Origin of the sequence: Pseudomonas sp. ICMP 8385, assembly GCF_002699915.1 — a bacterium.
Classification (GTDB): Bacteria; Pseudomonadota; Gammaproteobacteria; order Pseudomonadales; family Pseudomonadaceae; genus Aquipseudomonas; species Aquipseudomonas gessardii.
In genome coordinates this window covers 157,213-172,888 of the sequence record NZ_LKBY01000001.1, presented here as the reverse complement: position 1 = coordinate 172,888, position 15,676 = coordinate 157,213, and the positions used below count along the sequence as shown (strand labels likewise).

The window sequence follows — 15,676 nt, the reverse complement described above, 5'->3', positions numbered from 1 at the left end:
ACTGACTGCTTAAAGAGTGTGCTTAGAAGTTCACGCCGGCGCTCAAGGCGACGAAATCGCGGTCATCCACCGTGCTGAAGTCGCCACCAAAGAAGTTGGTGTAGTTCAGGCTGACGGTGTAAGTGTTCTGGTATTCCGCATCCACACCCAGGCTGACGGCCTTGCGGCCCTCTTCAAAGTTGCCGCCAGGGCCTGGCGAGTAACCTTTGACGTCATGGGACCAGGCCACGCTTGGCTTGAGGTTGACGCCGGCGAAGACGTCCGGGTATTCCCAGATGGCACGGGCGCGGTAACCCCAGGAAGTGGCGGTGGTATAGCCGTCCTGGTTGCAGTTGGTGTTCAAGCCGGCAGTGCTGCCGCCCAGCCCGGCACCCGCGGATGTCGAAGCATTCAGACGGTTACAGAAACCGCCGGGCAAGCTGCCTGGACCAAACACCGGGTCACGCCCATAACGCGCCTCGGACTTACTCTCAAGCCCACCGACATGCGTCACACCGATCTCACCCACGGTCGTCAGGCGGCTTGCCCCCATGACCTGGTCGAAGAAGTGCGTAAAGGTCGTTTGGAACTGGCTGACTTCCTTGCGGCGATAGCCATGCAAGTCCTGGCCAGGCTGCCCCTTGAGTACTGAAGCGTTGTTATACCCATTAACTCCAGTCACCCCGGCAAACAGGATATCCGTGGTGTTGAGTTGTACCGGCGCATTCGGACGGTAGCTCAACTCACCACTCCACGCCGTACCCGTAGGCAAGGTGGTGGAGAAACTCAAACCGTAGAGGCGGATGTCTTCCGGGTATTCAACAAAATAGTTGGAGTTACCCGCGACAATAACCGGCGCCAGGCCGGCCAACGGAGCTGGCAGGTTATTGGCAATGTTGAACACACGCTGGGAGGCGCCCTGGCCACTGAAAATCGGCGCACGGCTGTGATAGTTCATGAAGTACGCGCCGAACTCGGTATCCAGCGGCTCAAAGTTGTAGTGGAACGCAAAACCGAACTGCCCACTGTCACGTGCATCGCGGTCAGGTCCACGGGCGACTTTCACACCCTCTTCGTTCATGTTGACCCCTTGGGACGTCAGGAACGGGATGGCTGCTGCCGGGAATTGCGAACGCTTGTTCAGCACCCGCAGGTTGTCGCTGCAACCATCGGAAATAACATCCGGCTGCGAGAAGAAAGTCCCACAGTTATCGGTAACCGTCTGGTCCCACTCCAACTGATAGAAGGCTTCTGCCGACAGGTTGTCAGTCAACGATTGGGACACGTAGAACATATTGACCGGGATCAGGCCTTCCTTGATCTCGGCCCCCGGACGACGGAACGCCGACACGTCGATCGGGTTGACCGAGTTGATGCCGCCACCGATGAAGGTACTTTCACCCCAGCTCACGACCTGCTTACCAAAGCGCACCGAACCCGGCGCATCGGCAATGGAGTAGTTGTGGTAGACGAACGCATCGAGAATCTGCCCGCCCGAGGACTTGGCGCCTTCTTTGCGGTTGTTGTCGCTGATGTCCTTGAACTCGCGGCTTTCGTCCTTGAGTTCAAAGTCGTACCAGTATTTGCCACGTACGAATACGCCGGTATCGCCGTACTTCAGTTCCAGGTCATGGATGCCCTTGAAGATCTTCGAGAACGTCTCCCCACGCTTGAAGTTCAAGTGGCCGTCATCGGAGGTCTGCGACAGCCCCCTGCCGCCGTTGTTGGCGCCGATCAGGTCCTTGTTGGGCTTGGACGTGCCCCAACTGGCCCCCACCGACAGGGACGAGTCGAAGCTGCCTTCGATTTCACCGATGTTGAAACTGACGCCGAATGCGGGCCCGGCGAGGGTCGAGGCAAGACTGACCGCCAGGGGTAATCTCGCCCGGCGCCAGAACTGGTTTACTGAGGTCATCGACGCTACTCCATGTGCATTTTATTGTTATGGCAGTGAGCCTTTTCAAACACGCTTGTAACAGCCGGAATACAACGATTCCAATGCCAGACAGCTGCCGGACCACCCAGGCCCGCAGCGCCGCATCCTTGAAAAACGCTGGGAGGGACTATAGCCAGCGGGGGGTATCGCTTGATCCCTCTAAAGTGTGATTTGCATCACCAACCCGTCTGCAACAGCCCTTTCGCCATGTCAGCGAGGGCTGACGCGAAAGAGGATGGCTGAAATTCACCAAATGACAAGGCGAAGGCTTGTAATAGAGCATTGCCGTGCCCGGACGGGCACGGCACGAGGGGTCAGAGCGTGGAGAGGAAGGTGCTGTTATTGGCCTGCCATTCGATGATGTCGATACGGATACGTTTCTTGTCCAGCTTGCCGACGCTGGTCTTGGGAATTTCCGTAACAATGGCAATCTGACTTGGAATCGCCCACTTGCTCAAGTGGCCCTGCTCGACATACGGCTTGAGGTGTTCCTTGAGTTCGCGGGCGCCAATCCCGTGGCCTTCACGGACCACCAACAGCGCAAACGGGCGCTCGCCCCACTGCGGGTCGGCAATCCCGACCACCGCTACTTCGCGTACCGCCGGGTGACGGCTGACCAGGTCCTCGAGGGCCAGGGACGAAACCCACTCACCGCCGGTCTTGATCACGTCCTTGATACGGTCGCGAATATCGATCACGCCGAAGGCATCCAGGGTGGCCACGTCGCCGGTGTGCATCCAGCCGCCTTCCCAGAGCTCGGCGCCCTTTTGCGGCTCCTTGAAATAACCTTCGCTGAGCCACGGCGCACGCAGCACCAGCTCGCCCTGGGACTCGCCATCGGCCGGGAGGAAGTTGCCTTCACCGTCGACGATCGCAGCCTCCACCAACGGCCCGGGCACCCCGGCCTTGATCCGATAGGTGGTGCGCTCGTCTTCGCTGCCGGCCATCAGTTCGTCATTGAGGTGGGCACAGGACACCAGCGGGCCGGTCTCGGACATGCCGTAGGCCGCCGTCAGCTGGATACCACGGGCCTTGGCCGCCTCATACAGCGAGCGGTTGAGGGCGCTGCCGCCGATGACGATCTTCCAGCCGGCAAAATCCACGCCCTGGGCGGCCTTGGCATTGAGCAGCATCTGCAGGATGGTCGGCACGCAGTGGGAGAACGTGACCTTCTCCTTGCGCCATAGCTCCACCAGGTATTCCGGGTCGTAGCGCCCGGGGTAGACCTGCTTCAGGCCCAGCATGGTCGCCACATACGGCAGGCCCCAGGCGTGCACGTGGAACATCGGTGTGATGGGCATGTACACATCGTTGGTGCCCAGCAGGCGCACGCTGTCGACGCTGCCCATGATGGTCGCCACGCCGATGGTGTGCAGCACCAGTTGGCGGTGGGTGAAATACACCCCCTTGGGGTTACCGGTGGTGCCGGTGGTGTAGAAGGTGGTGGCCACCGAATGCTCGTCGAAATCCTCGAAGGTGTACTGCGTACTGGCGGCCGCCAGCAGGGTTTCGTACTCGCCTACCAGGTTGGGCAGGTCGGCGGTTTTTTCTGCGCCATCGGTCAACAGCAGGGTCTTGTCGACGGTGGTCAACTGCCCGGCAATCGCCTGGTACAGGCCGACGAACTCGCTGTTGACCAGCACAAAGCGGTCCTCGGCGTGGTTCATCGTGTAGAGGATCTGCTCTGGCGACAGGCGCACGTTGATGGTGTGGATCACCGCGCCAATCATCGGGATGGCGAACATGCATTCCAGGTAACGGTGGCTGTCCCAGTCCATCACGGCGACGGTATCACCGGCCTTGACCCCGGCGGCGGTCAACACATTGGCCAGGCGGGCGACGCGCTCGATCAGGGTGGGGTAGGTGTAGCGCAGTTGGTCGCGGTAGATGATTTCCCGGGTTTTTTCATAGCGCACGCCCGACATCAACAGGCGTTTGATCAACAGTGGGTATTGGTAGGCGCCTTCGGCGGGCGGGATAACACGAGTCTGCAACATACGAATCCCTTTTTATGACTGCACGGTCTTGGCTAAAGGATTTGCACTGTAGAGACCTTGCACGCCGGCCAAATCAGCCGAAGGAATGATTTGCAGGGCTGAATGAATGCTAGCTTTGCGCCAGCATTCATTCACGGATAACGCGATCAGCGCTCGGTAAACGCTACTTTCACACCGATGGCAATCAGCACCACCCCCATGCTCCGATCAAACCAGTGGCCCATGCGCGCAAAACCTGCGCGCACGCGCTGTTGGCTGAACAACATGGCCACCATGCAGAACCACAGGGCGGTGGCCACGGCCAGGTACAGGCCATAACCGGCCTGGATCGCCAGCGGCGTGTGGGGGTTGATCACCACGGTGAACAGCGACAGGAAAAACAGCGTGGCCTTGGGGTTCAGGCCATTGGTCACAAAGCCCGAGGTAAAGGCGCCGCGGGCACTGCGCTCGCCCACTTCGCGGTGCAGCTCTTCTTCGCCGGCAGGCTTGGCCGGCTGCGCGCGCAGGGCCTTGAAGCCGATGTACAACAGGTAGGCCGCCGCCGCCCATTTCAAGGCGTTGAACAGCACGATGGACTGGGACACGATCAAGCCGATACCGAGCAACGAGTAGCCAACATGAAGGAAAATCGCCGAACCGACGCCCAACGCCGTCCAGGTGCCGGCACGCCGGCCATGGGTCACGCTCTCGCGCACCACCACGGCAAAGTCCGGCCCGGGGCTGGCCACGGCCAACAGGTGAATCAACGCCACGGTCAAAAACTCGGTGATGTACATGCACACTCCAAGAAGTAACTGATTATTTCATCTGGTAGGCTCGGCAGATTACGCTTTTGAACCCTGTCACAAAAGGTACAGTTGATGACGAACAATCGCCGCGCGGTCTTCCTCGATCACCCTTCCCTCGATCTAGGGGACCTGGACCTGAGCGGGTTGCGGGAAACCTTCAGTGACTTGCAGTTGTGCGCACAGACCCGCGCGGATCAGGTGATCGAGCGCTTGCAAGGCGCTCAAGTGGCGATCAGTAACAAGATCCTGCTCAACGCCCAGACACTGGCCGCCTGCCCCGAGCTGAAGCTGATCCTGATCGCTGCCACCGGCACCAATAACGTCGACCTGGCCGCCGCCCGCGCCCAGGGCATTACCGTGAGCAACTGCCAGGGCTACGGCACGCCGTCGGTGGCGCAACACACGATCATGCTGCTGCTCAACCTCGCCACACGCCTGAAGGACTATCAAAAAGACGTCGACGCCGGCCTGTGGCAGCAAGCCAGGCAGTTCTGCCTGCTGGATTACCCGATTGTCGAACTGCAAGGCAAGACCCTGGGTTTGCTGGGCCATGGCGAGCTGGGCGGCGCCGTTGCGCGCCTGGCCGAAGCCTTTGGCATGCGCGTGATGCTGGGCGCCATCCCCGGCCGCCCGGCCCGTGCGGATCGGGTGCCACTGGACGAGCTGCTGCCGCAGATCGACGCCCTGACCTTGCACTGCCCCCTCAACGAACACACGCGGCACTTTATCGGGGCCCGCGAGCTGGCGTTGCTCAAGCCGGGCGCGTTCGTGGTCAATACCGCACGCGGTGGCCTGATTGATGAACAGGCCTTGGCAGACGCCTTGCGCAGCGGTCATCTGGGCGGCGCGGCCAGCGATGTGCTGAGCGTCGAACCACCGACCACCGGCAACCCGCTGCTGGCCGGTGACATCCCCCGGCTGATCATCACCCCCCACAATGCCTGGGGCAGCCGCGAAGCGCGGCAGCGGATCGTCGGCCAATTGACCGAAAACGCCCGGGGCTTTTTCAGCGGCGCCCCGCAGCGCGTCGTCAGTTGATAAACTGCGCTCCTTTTTCAGGAGCAGACCATGGATCCGCGCAGTGAAGTACTGCTTCGCCAGGCCGAACTTTTTCAAGGCAACGTGTTGCTGGCCGGCCTGCCCGCCGACGACCTGCTGGGCCGCCTGCCCAATGCCCATGGCTGGTGCTGGCATGCCGGTGACCAGGCGGCGCTGGATGCGCGGTTTGCCGAGCGCAGCCATTTCGGGGTGAATGTGCCGCAGCGTGCATTCGACACGGCCGTGGTGTTCCTGCCCAAGTCCAAGGATCTGGCCGACTACATCCTCAAGGCCGTGGCGGCACGGCTGCCGGGGGCCGAGCTGTACCTGGTGGGCGAAAAACGCGGCGGCATCGAAAGCGCCGCCAAGCAACTGAACGCCTTTGGCAAGCCGCGCAAGCTCGACAATGCGCGGCACTGCCAGCTGTGGCTGGCCACCGTGGCCAACGCTCCGGCGGCACCCGAGCTGGAAAGCCTGGCCGAGGTGTTTGAGGTGCCGCTGGCCGACGGACCGCTCAAGGTCATCAGCCTGCCGGGCGTATTCAGCCATGGCCGCCTGGATCGCGGCACGGCGCTGCTACTGGAACACCTGGACAAACTGCCCAGCGGTCATCTGCTGGACTTCGGCTGTGGCGCCGGCGTGCTCGGCGCGGCGGTCAAGCGACGCTACCCGCACAACACCGTGACCCTGCTCGATGTGGACGCCTTCGCCACGGCCAGCAGTCGCCTGACCCTGGCCGCCAATGGCCTGCAAGGCGACGTGTTGACCGGCGATGGCATCGACGCGGCCCCCATGGGCCTGGATGCGATCTTGAGCAACCCACCGTTCCATGTCGGGGTGCACACGGATTATTTCGCTACAGAAAACCTGCTGCGAAAAGCCCGTCAACATCTGAAAAACGGCGGCGAACTTCGGTTAGTCGCCAATAGCTTCCTGAAGTACCAACCACTGATCGAAGAGCATCTGGGCGTGTGCGCAGTCAAGGCCGAGGGCCAGGGCTTTCGCATCTACCGTGCCAAACGCGGCTGACGGGCGTTTGAAAAAGAAGGCTTGCCGAATGGATTTTGCCAAGGCAGAATCCGCTCCGTCCTAGGGGAGTAGTCTCCCACGAGCAATATGCTCGTCCGGCATACGTCAACATACTTGGTCAGCAGACCATGGCGTATGCGACCCAGGAGTCCGCACAGACGGACCGGGGTTTGACAAGACCTATGACACGCACACCTTACCCGGGGCGGGAAGGCTGTACGTGTCATAGCCGTGTCGACCCGCCCCTGGAAACCTACCTGATGCTGGATTCACTGCTCGTTCCTACCGCAATCGTTGCCTTGGCCGAAATCGGCGACAAGACGCAATTACTCGCGCTCATTCTCGCCGCACGCTTTCGCAAACCCTGGCCGATCATCGCCGGCATCATCGCCGCGACCCTGGCCAACCACGCCGCCGCCGGTGCCGTGGGCGCCTGGTTTGGCAGTTTCTTCTCGGATGCGGTGCTGCACTGGATCCTCGCCGCGAGCTTCTGCGCCACGGCCCTGTGGACCCTGGTGCCAGACAAACTCGACGATGACGAAACCAGCACCTCACGTAAGTTCGGGCCGTTCCTGACCACCCTGATTGCATTCTTTATCGCAGAAATCGGTGACAAGACGCAGATCGCCACGGTGATGCTGGCGGCACAGTACCCGGAGTTGTGGCTGGTGATTATCGGCACCACCTTAGGCATGTTGATTGCCAACGTACCGGTGGTTCTGGCGGGGAATTTCGCGGCGGAAAAACTGCCACTGACCCTGATTCGGCGCCTGGCGGCCTCGGCGTTCTTCATCCTGGCGCTGGTGGCGGTGTACAAGGCCATGCAAAGCAGTGGCTGGATCTAATTGCAAATGTGGGAGCGGGCTTGCCCGCGATAGCGGTGGGTCAGTTAAATATATCTAACCTGGCACTCCGCCATCGCAGGCAAGCCAGCTCCCACATCTGGAGCTTCACAAGGCCTGGATTATCAGGATTTCTTGGCCTGCTGGTACAACGGCATCACCTTGGGAATCGCCGCCTGCAACGAGGCGATCCGGCTGCTGGAGGCCGGGTGGGTACTCATGAACTCAGGCGGCGCGCCTTCGGAAGCCTTGGCCATTTTGTTCCACAGCGTGATGGCGGCGTTCGGGTTGTAACCGGCACGGGCCGAGAGCTCCAGGCCGATCAGGTCGGCTTCGTTCTCATTGCTGCGGCTGTTGGGCAAGGTCATGCCGTAGTTGGCCACGGTGTCGGCCAGCGCCATACTGTCCTGGCCCAGACCCAGCAATGCACCGGCGCCCTGCTTGGCCATCTCGATGCCGTAGGCCTTGGACATGGCTTCGCGGCCGTGTTCGCGCAGGGCGTGGGCAATTTCATGGCCCATGACGGCCGCCAACTCGTCGTCGGTCAACTTGAGGTTTTCGATCAACCCGCTGTAGACAAAGATCTTGCCGCCAGGCCCGCAGTTGGCGTTCATCTCGTCGCTCTTGATCAGGTTCACTTCCCACTTCCACTGCGCTGCATCCGGGCGGAAGGTGGGCGCCTGGGCGATCAGCCGCTTGGCGATGGCCTGCACGCGCTTGGCGTTGGTGCTGGTCTTGTCCACCAGGCCCTTGCCGCTGGCTTCGCCCAGGGTCTGCTGGTACGACTGCGCGTACATCTGGTCGACTTCCTGGCTCGACAACATGCTGAACATGTATTGCTTGCGTTCCACACCCACGGCACCGCCGCTGGTGGTATTGACCGACTGGCAACCGGCGAGCAGCAAGGCTGCGCTCAATGCCGTGACCACCAATGATTTTTTCATGCACATTCTCCCTGAAAACATGGCGCGTATCGTAGGCGCTCCCTTGTATCCGCGCCAGATACTCCTGACGTTTAACCGCTAATTTTCAGACACTGCCCACGCCCACGACCATTCTGTTTACGACATTCCTGACGCTTTTACGGGGCACCCCCTCATGCCCGCCCGGTCTGTGGCCGATATAAAAAGCAGATCATGCCCCTTGCGTCTGGAGCGTCCATGAAATTCAAGTCGATTCAGTTTTCTGTCGCCGCACTGGCCGGGGCCATCGTCCTGAGTGTCGTCGCAGCCCTGGTGCTCTACGCGCTGTTCGCCGGCGCACGGACCCAGGACATGGTGCAAGCGCGCACCCAGACACAATTTGAGCAGATCATCGAGCAACGCCTCAGCGCACTGGCGCAAACCCAAGCCACGCTGATCCAGCGCGAACTGGAGGCGCCACTGCTGATCGCCAAAGGCCTGGCCACCACCAACGCGTTGATGGGCATGAAGGACGCAAACGGTGCCGCGCCGTTGCAGGTCAGCCGTGAACAACTGATCAACCTGCTGCACGAAACCGTGGTGCGCAACCCGAAAATCCTCGGCTCCTATATCGCCTGGGAGCCCAATGCCATCGACCACAATGATGTCAACTACCTGAACACCGCCGTGGTCGGCGTGGAACCCACAAACGGGCGCTTCATGCCCTGGTGGTTTCGCAACCAGGACGGCAGCCTGGGCCTGGAAAAACTCGCCGACCTGACCGACCAGAAAATCCTCGCCACCGGCATTCGCGCCAGCGAGTACTACCTCTGCTCCAAGGAAACCCAGAAACCCTGCGCCATCGACCCGGCGCCCTATCGTGTGGGCAATACCACGGTGATGCTGGCGTCGTTTATCGAGCCGATCATGATCGACGGGGTGTTCCAGGGCATCGTCGGCGCCGACCTGTCAGTCAATTTCATCCAGGACATGCTGACCGCTGCCAACCAGAAGCTCTACAACGGCGCCGGTGAAATGGCACTGATTTCCAGCAACGGGCGCCTGGTGGCCTATACCAAGGACTCGAGCAAACTGGGGGAAAAGACCAGCGACCTGCTCGACCAGAATGAACTGGAGAACCTCGGCCAGCTGAAAGCCGGCGCCATGCGCTACGACATCGACCAGGCCAACGGGCATATCGAGTTGTTCCTGCCGTTCAATATCGGCCAGACCGATGCGCGCTGGACCCTGATGCTGCAACTGCCCCTGGACGCCGTGATGGCCGACCTGCACACCCTGCAAGGCGACCTGGACGCCCAGCGCAAGGCCGATATCTTCGGCATGACCCTGGTCGGCCTGCTGATTGCCGGTGTCGGCCTGCTGGTGATCTGGCTGGTGGGCCATGGCATTGCCCGGCCGCTCAAGCAAATGGTGGCGATGCTCAATGACATCGCCCAGGGCGAAGGCGACCTGACGCGCCGCCTGACCAGCGACCGCGCCGATGAACTGGGGGCAATTGCCGCGGGCTTCAATACCTTCCTGATCAAGCTGCAGGGCATGATTACCCAGGTGGTCAGCTCGGTGCAGAAGGTCAGCGACTCGTCGGAGCACACCGCCGATATCGCCATCCGCACCAACCAGGGCGTGCACAAGCAAATGGTCGAGATCGACCAGGTCGCCACCGCCGTGCACGAGATGACCGCCACCGCCCAGGACGTCGCGCGCAATGCCACCCAGGCGGCACAGGCCGCCACCCACGCCGACCAAGCCGCGAGCCAGGGCATGCAGATTGTGCGCGACACGTCCACATCCATTGGCGCCCTGGCCCTGGAGATCGGCAAGGCAGTGGGCGTGGTCCAGGCCCTGGCCAAGGACAGCGAGAACATCAGCGCGATCCTGATTGCCATTCGCGGCATTGCCGAGCAGACCAACCTGCTGGCCCTTAACGCCGCCATCGAAGCCGCCCGGGCTGGCGAACAGGGCCGAGGATTCGCGGTAGTGGCCGATGAAGTGCGCAACCTGGCGCAGAAAACCCAGAAGGCCACCGAAGAAATCCAGGCCATGATCCAGCAATTGCAGCAAGGCACGCGGGATGTGGTGCAGGTGATGGAAGACAGCCAGCAGCGCACCGATGAAAGCGTGCAACACGCGGCCAAGGCGGCCCAGGCCCTGGAGACCATCACCCAGGCCGTGTCGGTGATCAACGATATGAACACGCAGATTGCCAGTGCGGCGGAAGAGCAGAGCGCGGTGGCCGAGGATATCAACCGCAATGTGATCAATATCGGCCAGGTGGCCAATGAAGTGGCGGGCGGTGCGGATGAGTCCAGTGCCGCCAGCGCGGGGCTGACCCAACTGGCGGAGCAGCAGCGGCGGTTGATCAATCAGTTCAAGGTCTGAAGGTTTCAGTGGCCTTTAGGGCCTCATCGCAGGCAAGCCAGCTCCCACATTTGAAGGTATTCACACATCAAAATGTGGGGGCTTGCCGGCGATGGCACCAGCGAATCCCCCGCACACCCCCCTGCCTCAACCCGGGGTCAAACACTCCGGCCCATTGAGCTTCGGATCATTGACCATATTGGCCAGCACCCGCTCACGCAACGCCGTCGGCTCACTGGCCAACACCCCCTGCAACACATGCAGCGGCGTCTCGGGATCCAGCCAGGCGGCCTGCCCCGCCGCATCGAGAATCAACGGCCGACGCTGGCTTTGCGCCGCCTGGGTCACCACCGCCGTGCTCAACCACACCTGCTCCTGCACCGGGTAAGCCTCCCAGATCGCCGCAAAAAACAGGGTCGACCCCTCTCCCGGCGTCAGCCAATACGGCCGCTTGCGCTGGGTGCCGCGCCATTCATAAAAGCCATTGGCCGGCAGCAGGCAACGGCGCAGGCGAAAGGCCTCGCGAAACATCGGTTGCTCGGCCAGGGTTTCGGCACGGGCGTGGGCCGGGGTGCGGGACAGGTCGGTCAGCCACGGCGGCGTCAGCCCCCAACGGGCCCGCGCCAGGGTGCGCTGGCCGTCGGTGGCGCGCTGGATCAGCACCGAATCATTGGGGGAAATATTCCACTGGGCCTGTTGATCCGCCGGGAAGCCCGGCAAGGCGGCAAACGTGGGATTCCAGCGAAACAGGGCATAACGTCCACACATGGGGCAACACGACTCTTGGGTAAACCGGTCGACAGCCTAACAGACCAGCACGTCGGGGAAGCTGTCGGGTTCATCGCCGGGCAGGGGCTGGGCACCGATATAGGCGGTAATCAGCTCGCGGGCCTCAGCCGCCTGGTCGTTCTCCACTTCCAGGCCCAGCAGGCCGAAGATCGGCAGGTCACCCGTGCCCCCCAGCAGATGGCGCCCCACCAGATGGGCATCGATGCCTTCGCTGGCGAGCATTTGTTGCAGCAGCTCGCCCTCCATCAGGTTCTCCGGCTCGTAGATTCGTTGCATGGTCGCCCCCCACTACTCATTCTCGCTGCGAACTTCGAGCATCCACTCATCGCCGTGGACCTGAAGATGGAAGTTGATCGGCCGACAGCACACCTGGCAGTCCTCTATATAGTTCTGGTCACCGCCAGACAAATCCACAGAGGTCTCGACCGCTTCACCACAATAAGGACAATCGTACAGCGCAGGTTCTAGCATCGCGGTCTCTCCCGGGTGACTTGTGCGTATAATCGCCGGCCTATTTGCAGGGTTTTTCGTTTGATGCCATTTGTTCAGACCTCACTCTGTCACTTATCGATCCAAACCTTTTTACTTACCCTAGCCATTTCTAACAAGAGAGCATGATGGGCCAATTCGATACCATCCGACCTTACAACGACAGCGAAGTCCCGGCAGTGTTGGCCCGGCTGTTCAGTGACAAGGCCTTTCTGGACATCCTGACCCACTTTCGCTTCCCGCGCTTTGCCGGCGCCTTTGGCTGGCTGCTCAAGCCGCTGATCGCGCAGAAGCTGCGCCGTGAGTTCGCCGGTGTCACCACCGTCGCCACCTTGCAGGACAAAGTCGAGCTGTACGTCGACCACACCATCGACCGGGCGACCGACGGCGTCACCTACACCGGGGTCGAACAGCTCAAGTCCGGCATGGCCTATGTGTTCCTGGCCAATCACCGCGATATCGTGATGGACCCGGCCTTCGTCAACTATGCGGTGTACCACGCCGGCCTGCCCACCCCACGCATTGCCATCGGCGACAATCTGCTGCAGAAGCCGTTCGTCAGCGACCTGATGCGCCTGAACAAGAGTTTTATCGTGCACCGCTCCATCAGCGGGCGGCGCGAGAAGATGGCGGCTTATCAACTGCTGTCGGCCTATATCAACCATTCGATCCGCAACGACTGCCAGTCGATCTGGATCGCCCAGGCCGAAGGCCGCGCCAAGGATGGGGATGATCGCACCGAGTCGGCGATCCTCAAGATGTTCCATATGAGCCGCAAGGACGAGCCATTCGCCGAGGTCATCCTGTCGCTGAACCTGACTCCGGTGTCCATCAGCTACGAGTACGACCCGTGCGACGTGGCCAAGGCCCGCGAACTGTATATCCGCGCCACCACCGGCACCTACACCAAGGCGCCCGGTGAAGACGACGCAAGCATTGCCCTGGGCATCACCGGCTACAAGGGCCGGGTCCACGTCAACTTCGCACTGCCCATTACCGAGCATTTTGAAGATACCAAGCAATTGGCCATCGAGCTGGACCGGCAGATCCTGGGAGGCTATCGACTGTTTCCCGTGCATTACCTGGCGTATGCACAGTGGAGCGGCGCCGACCCGCAATTGCAGGTGCCAACGGCTGCCGAGGTGTTCCCGGCGGACGAACTGGCCAAGGCAAAGGCGGAGTGGGAGCGACGGTTGAATGCCTGCCCGGCGGAACACCGACCGTATCTGGTGCTGCAATATGCAACGCCGGTGCGTAATCAGTATCGGGTCAAAGCCGGGATCGCCCTGTAACCCAATAGCGTGAACAACACACAACACAATGTGGAGCGGGCTTGCCCGCGATGCGGTGGGTCAGTTGATAACTACTTGACTGACCCACCGCTATCGCGAGCAAGCCCGCTCCCACATTGGTTTTGGGGTATTTTTACAATTGGGTGCTGAGCCAGGTAATCAGCAACGCCAGCCCGAGACAGGCAAACCCGATGCGGTAGCCGAGGCGATGACTGCGCTCGGTACGCACATCCAGAAACAGCATCGGCTGATCAATCGCCCGCTCTTCACTTTGCGCGGCGAGTCGGGCCATCGCCCGCTGCTCCCGCAGGCGGGTCACAAACAGCAGCCCGGCGCCAGGGCAGGCAATCAGCAATGCCGTGGTGTTTAGCAGTAATGCCGGCAGCGACATCAAAAACCTCGGTACAACAGTGACCAGGTATCCATCCAGATACAAACCTGAACGGACTGCGCCCTCCTGCGCATCAAAACTCCCTCCCCCATTGACGACTAATGTATCGAGTAATTTACAGCGTCACCTGAACGTCACCTTAACAAGCCACTCTGTTGCCCTTCGCACACCCGGGAGCTTGTCATGTTGCACGCGCAGAACCAGGATCGGCTGTACCTGATCGCCCCTACCGATGAGCAAGAGGCGCTGGTCGGCGGCCTGGCGTTTAATGTCCAGGACCGGCACTGGCTGGTGTATTGCGCCCTCGGCGGGCATCAACATGCCGACCTGCCGGAGCTGGATCTGTTGACGGGGGTGAGTGTGCTGGACTTTTATGTCGAAACGGCGGCATGACCGCAGCAGACACAAAAAAGCCGGGCCCGTGACGGGGCCCGGCTTTTTTACAACTGATTATTGCGAGCTGAGGATCTGGCCGATGCTGGGATCCTTGAACAGACGCGTCAGGGCATCACTCAACACATCGCTGACCAGCTTGGTGTTGGTTTCCTGGTTGGGCGCCATGCCGAAACGCTGGTCCAGGGACGCCCCGTAACGGCCGCTGTAGCGGCGGTTGCCGGCCGACACATCAGAGCGGAAAGTCGCGCCGATGGTGGCTTCGGTCACGTACAGGCCTTCCTTGGGCGACTGGTACTTCAACTCGGCCAGGGTCACCGTCAGTTGCGGTGCGCCTGGCGAGTTGCTGGTTGGGGTGAAGCCCAGCAGGCGCACCGCCGCTTCGGCCTGGGCTTGCAGCTTGGGCAGCACGTCGGCACCGGTCACCGTGATGGCACTGGTTTCCGGGTACAGGCCACCGCGGGTGCCCAGGGTCGGCGATGGACGGCCATCAACCACACGCACCGAGACCGGCTGGCCATGGCCCACAGGCGCCAACTGGGTGGTGAGCTTGGGTTGCGGGCTGAGTTGCTGCGGGCTGTGGGCGCAGCCAACCAGGGTCAAGCTGGTCACAGTGATCAAACCGAACAACAGGCGTTGCAACATGCTTTTCTCTCCAGAAATCAGGTACCGACAGCCCGGCAGTATAGCGGTGCGTCACCGCCTGGAACTAGCGCCAGTTACAACCTCGGGTCCTGGCCTGCGTGCAGCGGCCCAGTGTCACCCAGATGTCATTCTTGACAGATATGCTTGGCGTCATTCTCAGGAGGCCCGCCATGCTCAATCTTCTCTGGCGCTTTTTCGCGCGCACGCCCGCCCATCGCAACTTTGCCCTGCTCGACTCGCAAGGTCGCTGCCAGGCCTTCAAGCAATGCTGCCAGCCGCCCGTGGGTGAGGGCTGGGTCGAAGTCCAGGAGATCCGCCTGAGCTGGATGCACCATCCGTTGCCCGCCCGCGCCCGTGTCAACCCGCGCCGCGCACGGTCATCACACCGCCTGCCGTTGACCGCCTGACCGAAGCGCTAATAAAAGTCATAAAACACGTCCATTTCCCGGCAGTTCTTCGCTACAATCTCCCCCCGATTATAAGGACGTCTCCTGATCGGGCCTCGCAGCATCGCTAATGCCCTGGTATTAGCTCCCCCGCACCGCCCACAGAGAGCCGCCCACACAGATCGTGTGAAGCTGGCGAGCTGGCTGTTTTGTCTGCAAACCTGCGCCTTTACCGAATCTGCCAGAGCTGCCATTGCGCTCGGCCACTTGAGTTGTTTGCCCGTTATGCCGCGTGTCGGCAGTGATTACGGGCCAGGTGCCAGGCTGGGGCAGCCCTTTTTTGAGGTTCACGTCTTCAAAAGAGCGTGAAAAAACGGGTTTTCACAACTTCACAAGAGTGT

16 protein-coding genes, 1 pseudogene and 1 riboswitch are annotated in these 15,676 nt (G+C 61.2%); of the genes and pseudogenes, 8 read left to right on the top strand and 9 right to left on the bottom strand.

Annotated elements, in window-relative coordinates:
- Positions 1-22: 22 nt before the first annotated feature.
- From AO268_RS00875 to AO268_RS00865, 3 genes are all read right to left on the bottom strand, one after another.
- Positions 23-1,894, bottom strand: coding sequence for a DUF1302 domain-containing protein (locus tag AO268_RS00875; protein ID WP_099167617.1), 1,872 nt, complete (start codon positions 1,892-1,894; stop codon positions 23-25).
- A 335-nt stretch (positions 1,895-2,229) separates the two neighbouring features.
- Entirely contained in the window at positions 2,230-3,912 is a 1,683-nt protein-coding gene (locus tag AO268_RS00870; protein ID WP_076963518.1) for a fatty acid--CoA ligase, read from the bottom strand.
- 146 nt (positions 3,913-4,058) lie between these two features.
- Positions 4,059-4,688, bottom strand: coding sequence for a LysE family translocator (locus AO268_RS00865; protein ID WP_076963519.1), 630 nt, complete (start codon positions 4,686-4,688; stop codon positions 4,059-4,061).
- A gap of 84 nt (positions 4,689-4,772) precedes the next feature.
- Between AO268_RS00865 and AO268_RS00860 the strand changes: the two genes are divergently transcribed.
- From AO268_RS00860 to AO268_RS00850, 3 genes are all read left to right on the top strand, one after another.
- A complete protein-coding gene (locus tag AO268_RS00860; RefSeq protein WP_099167615.1) occupies positions 4,773-5,738 on the top strand; it encodes a 2-hydroxyacid dehydrogenase in 966 nt (321 codons plus the stop codon).
- A 30-nt stretch (positions 5,739-5,768) separates the two neighbouring features.
- A complete protein-coding gene (locus AO268_RS00855) occupies positions 5,769-6,767 on the top strand; it encodes a class I SAM-dependent methyltransferase (protein ID WP_099167613.1) in 999 nt (332 codons plus the stop codon).
- Positions 6,768-6,817: 50 nt separating this feature from the next.
- Positions 6,818-6,939: riboswitch (yybP-ykoY riboswitch) on the top strand.
- 88 nt (positions 6,940-7,027) lie between these two features.
- Entirely contained in the window at positions 7,028-7,612 is a 585-nt protein-coding gene (locus tag AO268_RS00850) for a TMEM165/GDT1 family protein (RefSeq protein WP_038443301.1), read from the top strand.
- Between the two features lie 122 nt (positions 7,613-7,734).
- Here the strand turns inward: AO268_RS00850 and AO268_RS00845 are convergent, their stop codons facing one another.
- Positions 7,735-8,553 carry a M48 family metallopeptidase gene (locus AO268_RS00845; RefSeq protein ID WP_076963522.1) on the bottom strand — a complete coding sequence of 273 codons (819 nt, stop codon included), beginning with the start codon at positions 8,551-8,553 and terminating at the stop codon, positions 7,735-7,737.
- 192 nt (positions 8,554-8,745) lie between these two features.
- Here AO268_RS00845 and AO268_RS33615 point away from each other — a divergent pair.
- Together AO268_RS33615 and AO268_RS33610 are read left to right on the top strand one after the other, a co-directional pair.
- A pseudogene (locus AO268_RS33615) lies at positions 8,746-10,053 on the top strand (HAMP domain-containing protein); the annotation flags it as partial.
- 15 nt (positions 10,054-10,068) lie between these two features.
- Positions 10,069-10,911, top strand: coding sequence for a methyl-accepting chemotaxis protein (locus AO268_RS33610; RefSeq protein ID WP_373562105.1), 843 nt, complete (start codon positions 10,069-10,071; stop codon positions 10,909-10,911).
- Positions 10,912-11,037: 126 nt separating this feature from the next.
- Here the strand turns inward: AO268_RS33610 and AO268_RS00835 are convergent, their stop codons facing one another.
- From AO268_RS00835 to AO268_RS00825, 3 genes are read right to left on the bottom strand one after another with little or no spacing between them, the layout of a single operon-like run.
- Positions 11,038-11,658, bottom strand: coding sequence for an SOS response-associated peptidase (locus AO268_RS00835; protein ID WP_099167609.1), 621 nt, complete (start codon positions 11,656-11,658; stop codon positions 11,038-11,040).
- Positions 11,659-11,694: 36 nt separating this feature from the next.
- Complete coding sequence (locus tag AO268_RS00830) at positions 11,695-11,955, bottom strand: putative signal transducing protein (RefSeq protein ID WP_099167607.1); 261 nt, start codon at positions 11,953-11,955, stop codon at positions 11,695-11,697.
- 12 nt (positions 11,956-11,967) lie between these two features.
- Positions 11,968-12,150, bottom strand: coding sequence for a CPXCG motif-containing cysteine-rich protein (locus AO268_RS00825; RefSeq protein ID WP_076963526.1), 183 nt, complete (start codon positions 12,148-12,150; stop codon positions 11,968-11,970).
- Positions 12,151-12,293: 143 nt separating this feature from the next.
- Between AO268_RS00825 and AO268_RS00820 the strand changes: the two genes are divergently transcribed.
- Positions 12,294-13,460, top strand: coding sequence for a 1-acyl-sn-glycerol-3-phosphate acyltransferase (locus tag AO268_RS00820; protein ID WP_076963527.1), 1,167 nt, complete (start codon positions 12,294-12,296; stop codon positions 13,458-13,460).
- Positions 13,461-13,593: 133 nt separating this feature from the next.
- On the opposite strand, the gene AO268_RS00815 is transcribed toward AO268_RS00820, so the two are convergent.
- Complete coding sequence (locus AO268_RS00815; RefSeq protein ID WP_076963528.1) at positions 13,594-13,851, bottom strand: hypothetical protein; 258 nt, start codon at positions 13,849-13,851, stop codon at positions 13,594-13,596.
- A 183-nt stretch (positions 13,852-14,034) separates the two neighbouring features.
- Between AO268_RS00815 and AO268_RS00810 the strand changes: the two genes are divergently transcribed.
- Entirely contained in the window at positions 14,035-14,244 is a 210-nt protein-coding gene (locus AO268_RS00810) for a hypothetical protein (protein WP_032860067.1), read from the top strand.
- A 57-nt stretch (positions 14,245-14,301) separates the two neighbouring features.
- On the opposite strand, the gene AO268_RS00805 is transcribed toward AO268_RS00810, so the two are convergent.
- On the bottom strand, positions 14,302-14,889 hold the full coding sequence (locus AO268_RS00805) for a YajG family lipoprotein (RefSeq protein ID WP_029291738.1): 588 nt from the start codon (positions 14,887-14,889) through the stop codon (positions 14,302-14,304).
- Between the two features lie 170 nt (positions 14,890-15,059).
- Here AO268_RS00805 and AO268_RS00800 point away from each other — a divergent pair, with 170 nt between their 5' ends.
- Entirely contained in the window at positions 15,060-15,296 is a 237-nt protein-coding gene (locus AO268_RS00800) for a hypothetical protein (RefSeq protein ID WP_076963530.1), read from the top strand.
- Positions 15,297-15,676 lie beyond the last annotated feature (380 nt).

Excerpts from the sequence above, each read along its gene's own strand:
- AO268_RS00860 (WP_099167615.1), top strand. The coding sequence starts at position 4,773 with ATGACGAACAATCGCCGCGCGGTCTTCCTCGATCACCCTTCCCTCGAT.
- AO268_RS00855 (WP_099167613.1), top strand. The coding sequence starts at position 5,769 with ATGGATCCGCGCAGTGAAGTACTGCTTCGCCAGGCCGAACTTTTTCAA.
- AO268_RS00805 (WP_029291738.1), bottom strand. The coding sequence starts at position 14,889 with ATGTTGCAACGCCTGTTGTTCGGTTTGATCACTGTGACCAGCTTGACC.
- AO268_RS00865 (WP_076963519.1), bottom strand. The coding sequence starts at position 4,688 with ATGTACATCACCGAGTTTTTGACCGTGGCGTTGATTCACCTGTTGGCC.
- AO268_RS00870 (WP_076963518.1), bottom strand. The coding sequence starts at position 3,912 with ATGTTGCAGACTCGTGTTATCCCGCCCGCCGAAGGCGCCTACCAATAC.
- AO268_RS00810 (WP_032860067.1), top strand. The coding sequence starts at position 14,035 with ATGTTGCACGCGCAGAACCAGGATCGGCTGTACCTGATCGCCCCTACC.
- AO268_RS00850 (WP_038443301.1), top strand. The coding sequence starts at position 7,028 with ATGCTGGATTCACTGCTCGTTCCTACCGCAATCGTTGCCTTGGCCGAA.
- AO268_RS00815 (WP_076963528.1), bottom strand. The coding sequence starts at position 13,851 with ATGTCGCTGCCGGCATTACTGCTAAACACCACGGCATTGCTGATTGCC.
- AO268_RS00830 (WP_099167607.1), bottom strand. The coding sequence starts at position 11,955 with ATGCAACGAATCTACGAGCCGGAGAACCTGATGGAGGGCGAGCTGCTG.
- AO268_RS33610 (WP_373562105.1), top strand. The coding sequence starts at position 10,069 with ATGATTACCCAGGTGGTCAGCTCGGTGCAGAAGGTCAGCGACTCGTCG.
- AO268_RS00875 (WP_099167617.1), bottom strand. The coding sequence starts at position 1,894 with ATGACCTCAGTAAACCAGTTCTGGCGCCGGGCGAGATTACCCCTGGCG.
- AO268_RS00845 (WP_076963522.1), bottom strand. The coding sequence starts at position 8,553 with ATGAAAAAATCATTGGTGGTCACGGCATTGAGCGCAGCCTTGCTGCTC.
- AO268_RS00835 (WP_099167609.1), bottom strand. The coding sequence starts at position 11,658 with ATGTGTGGACGTTATGCCCTGTTTCGCTGGAATCCCACGTTTGCCGCC.
- AO268_RS00820 (WP_076963527.1), top strand. The coding sequence starts at position 12,294 with ATGATGGGCCAATTCGATACCATCCGACCTTACAACGACAGCGAAGTC.
- AO268_RS00800 (WP_076963530.1), top strand. The coding sequence starts at position 15,060 with ATGCTCAATCTTCTCTGGCGCTTTTTCGCGCGCACGCCCGCCCATCGC.
- AO268_RS00825 (WP_076963526.1), bottom strand. The coding sequence starts at position 12,150 with ATGCTAGAACCTGCGCTGTACGATTGTCCTTATTGTGGTGAAGCGGTC.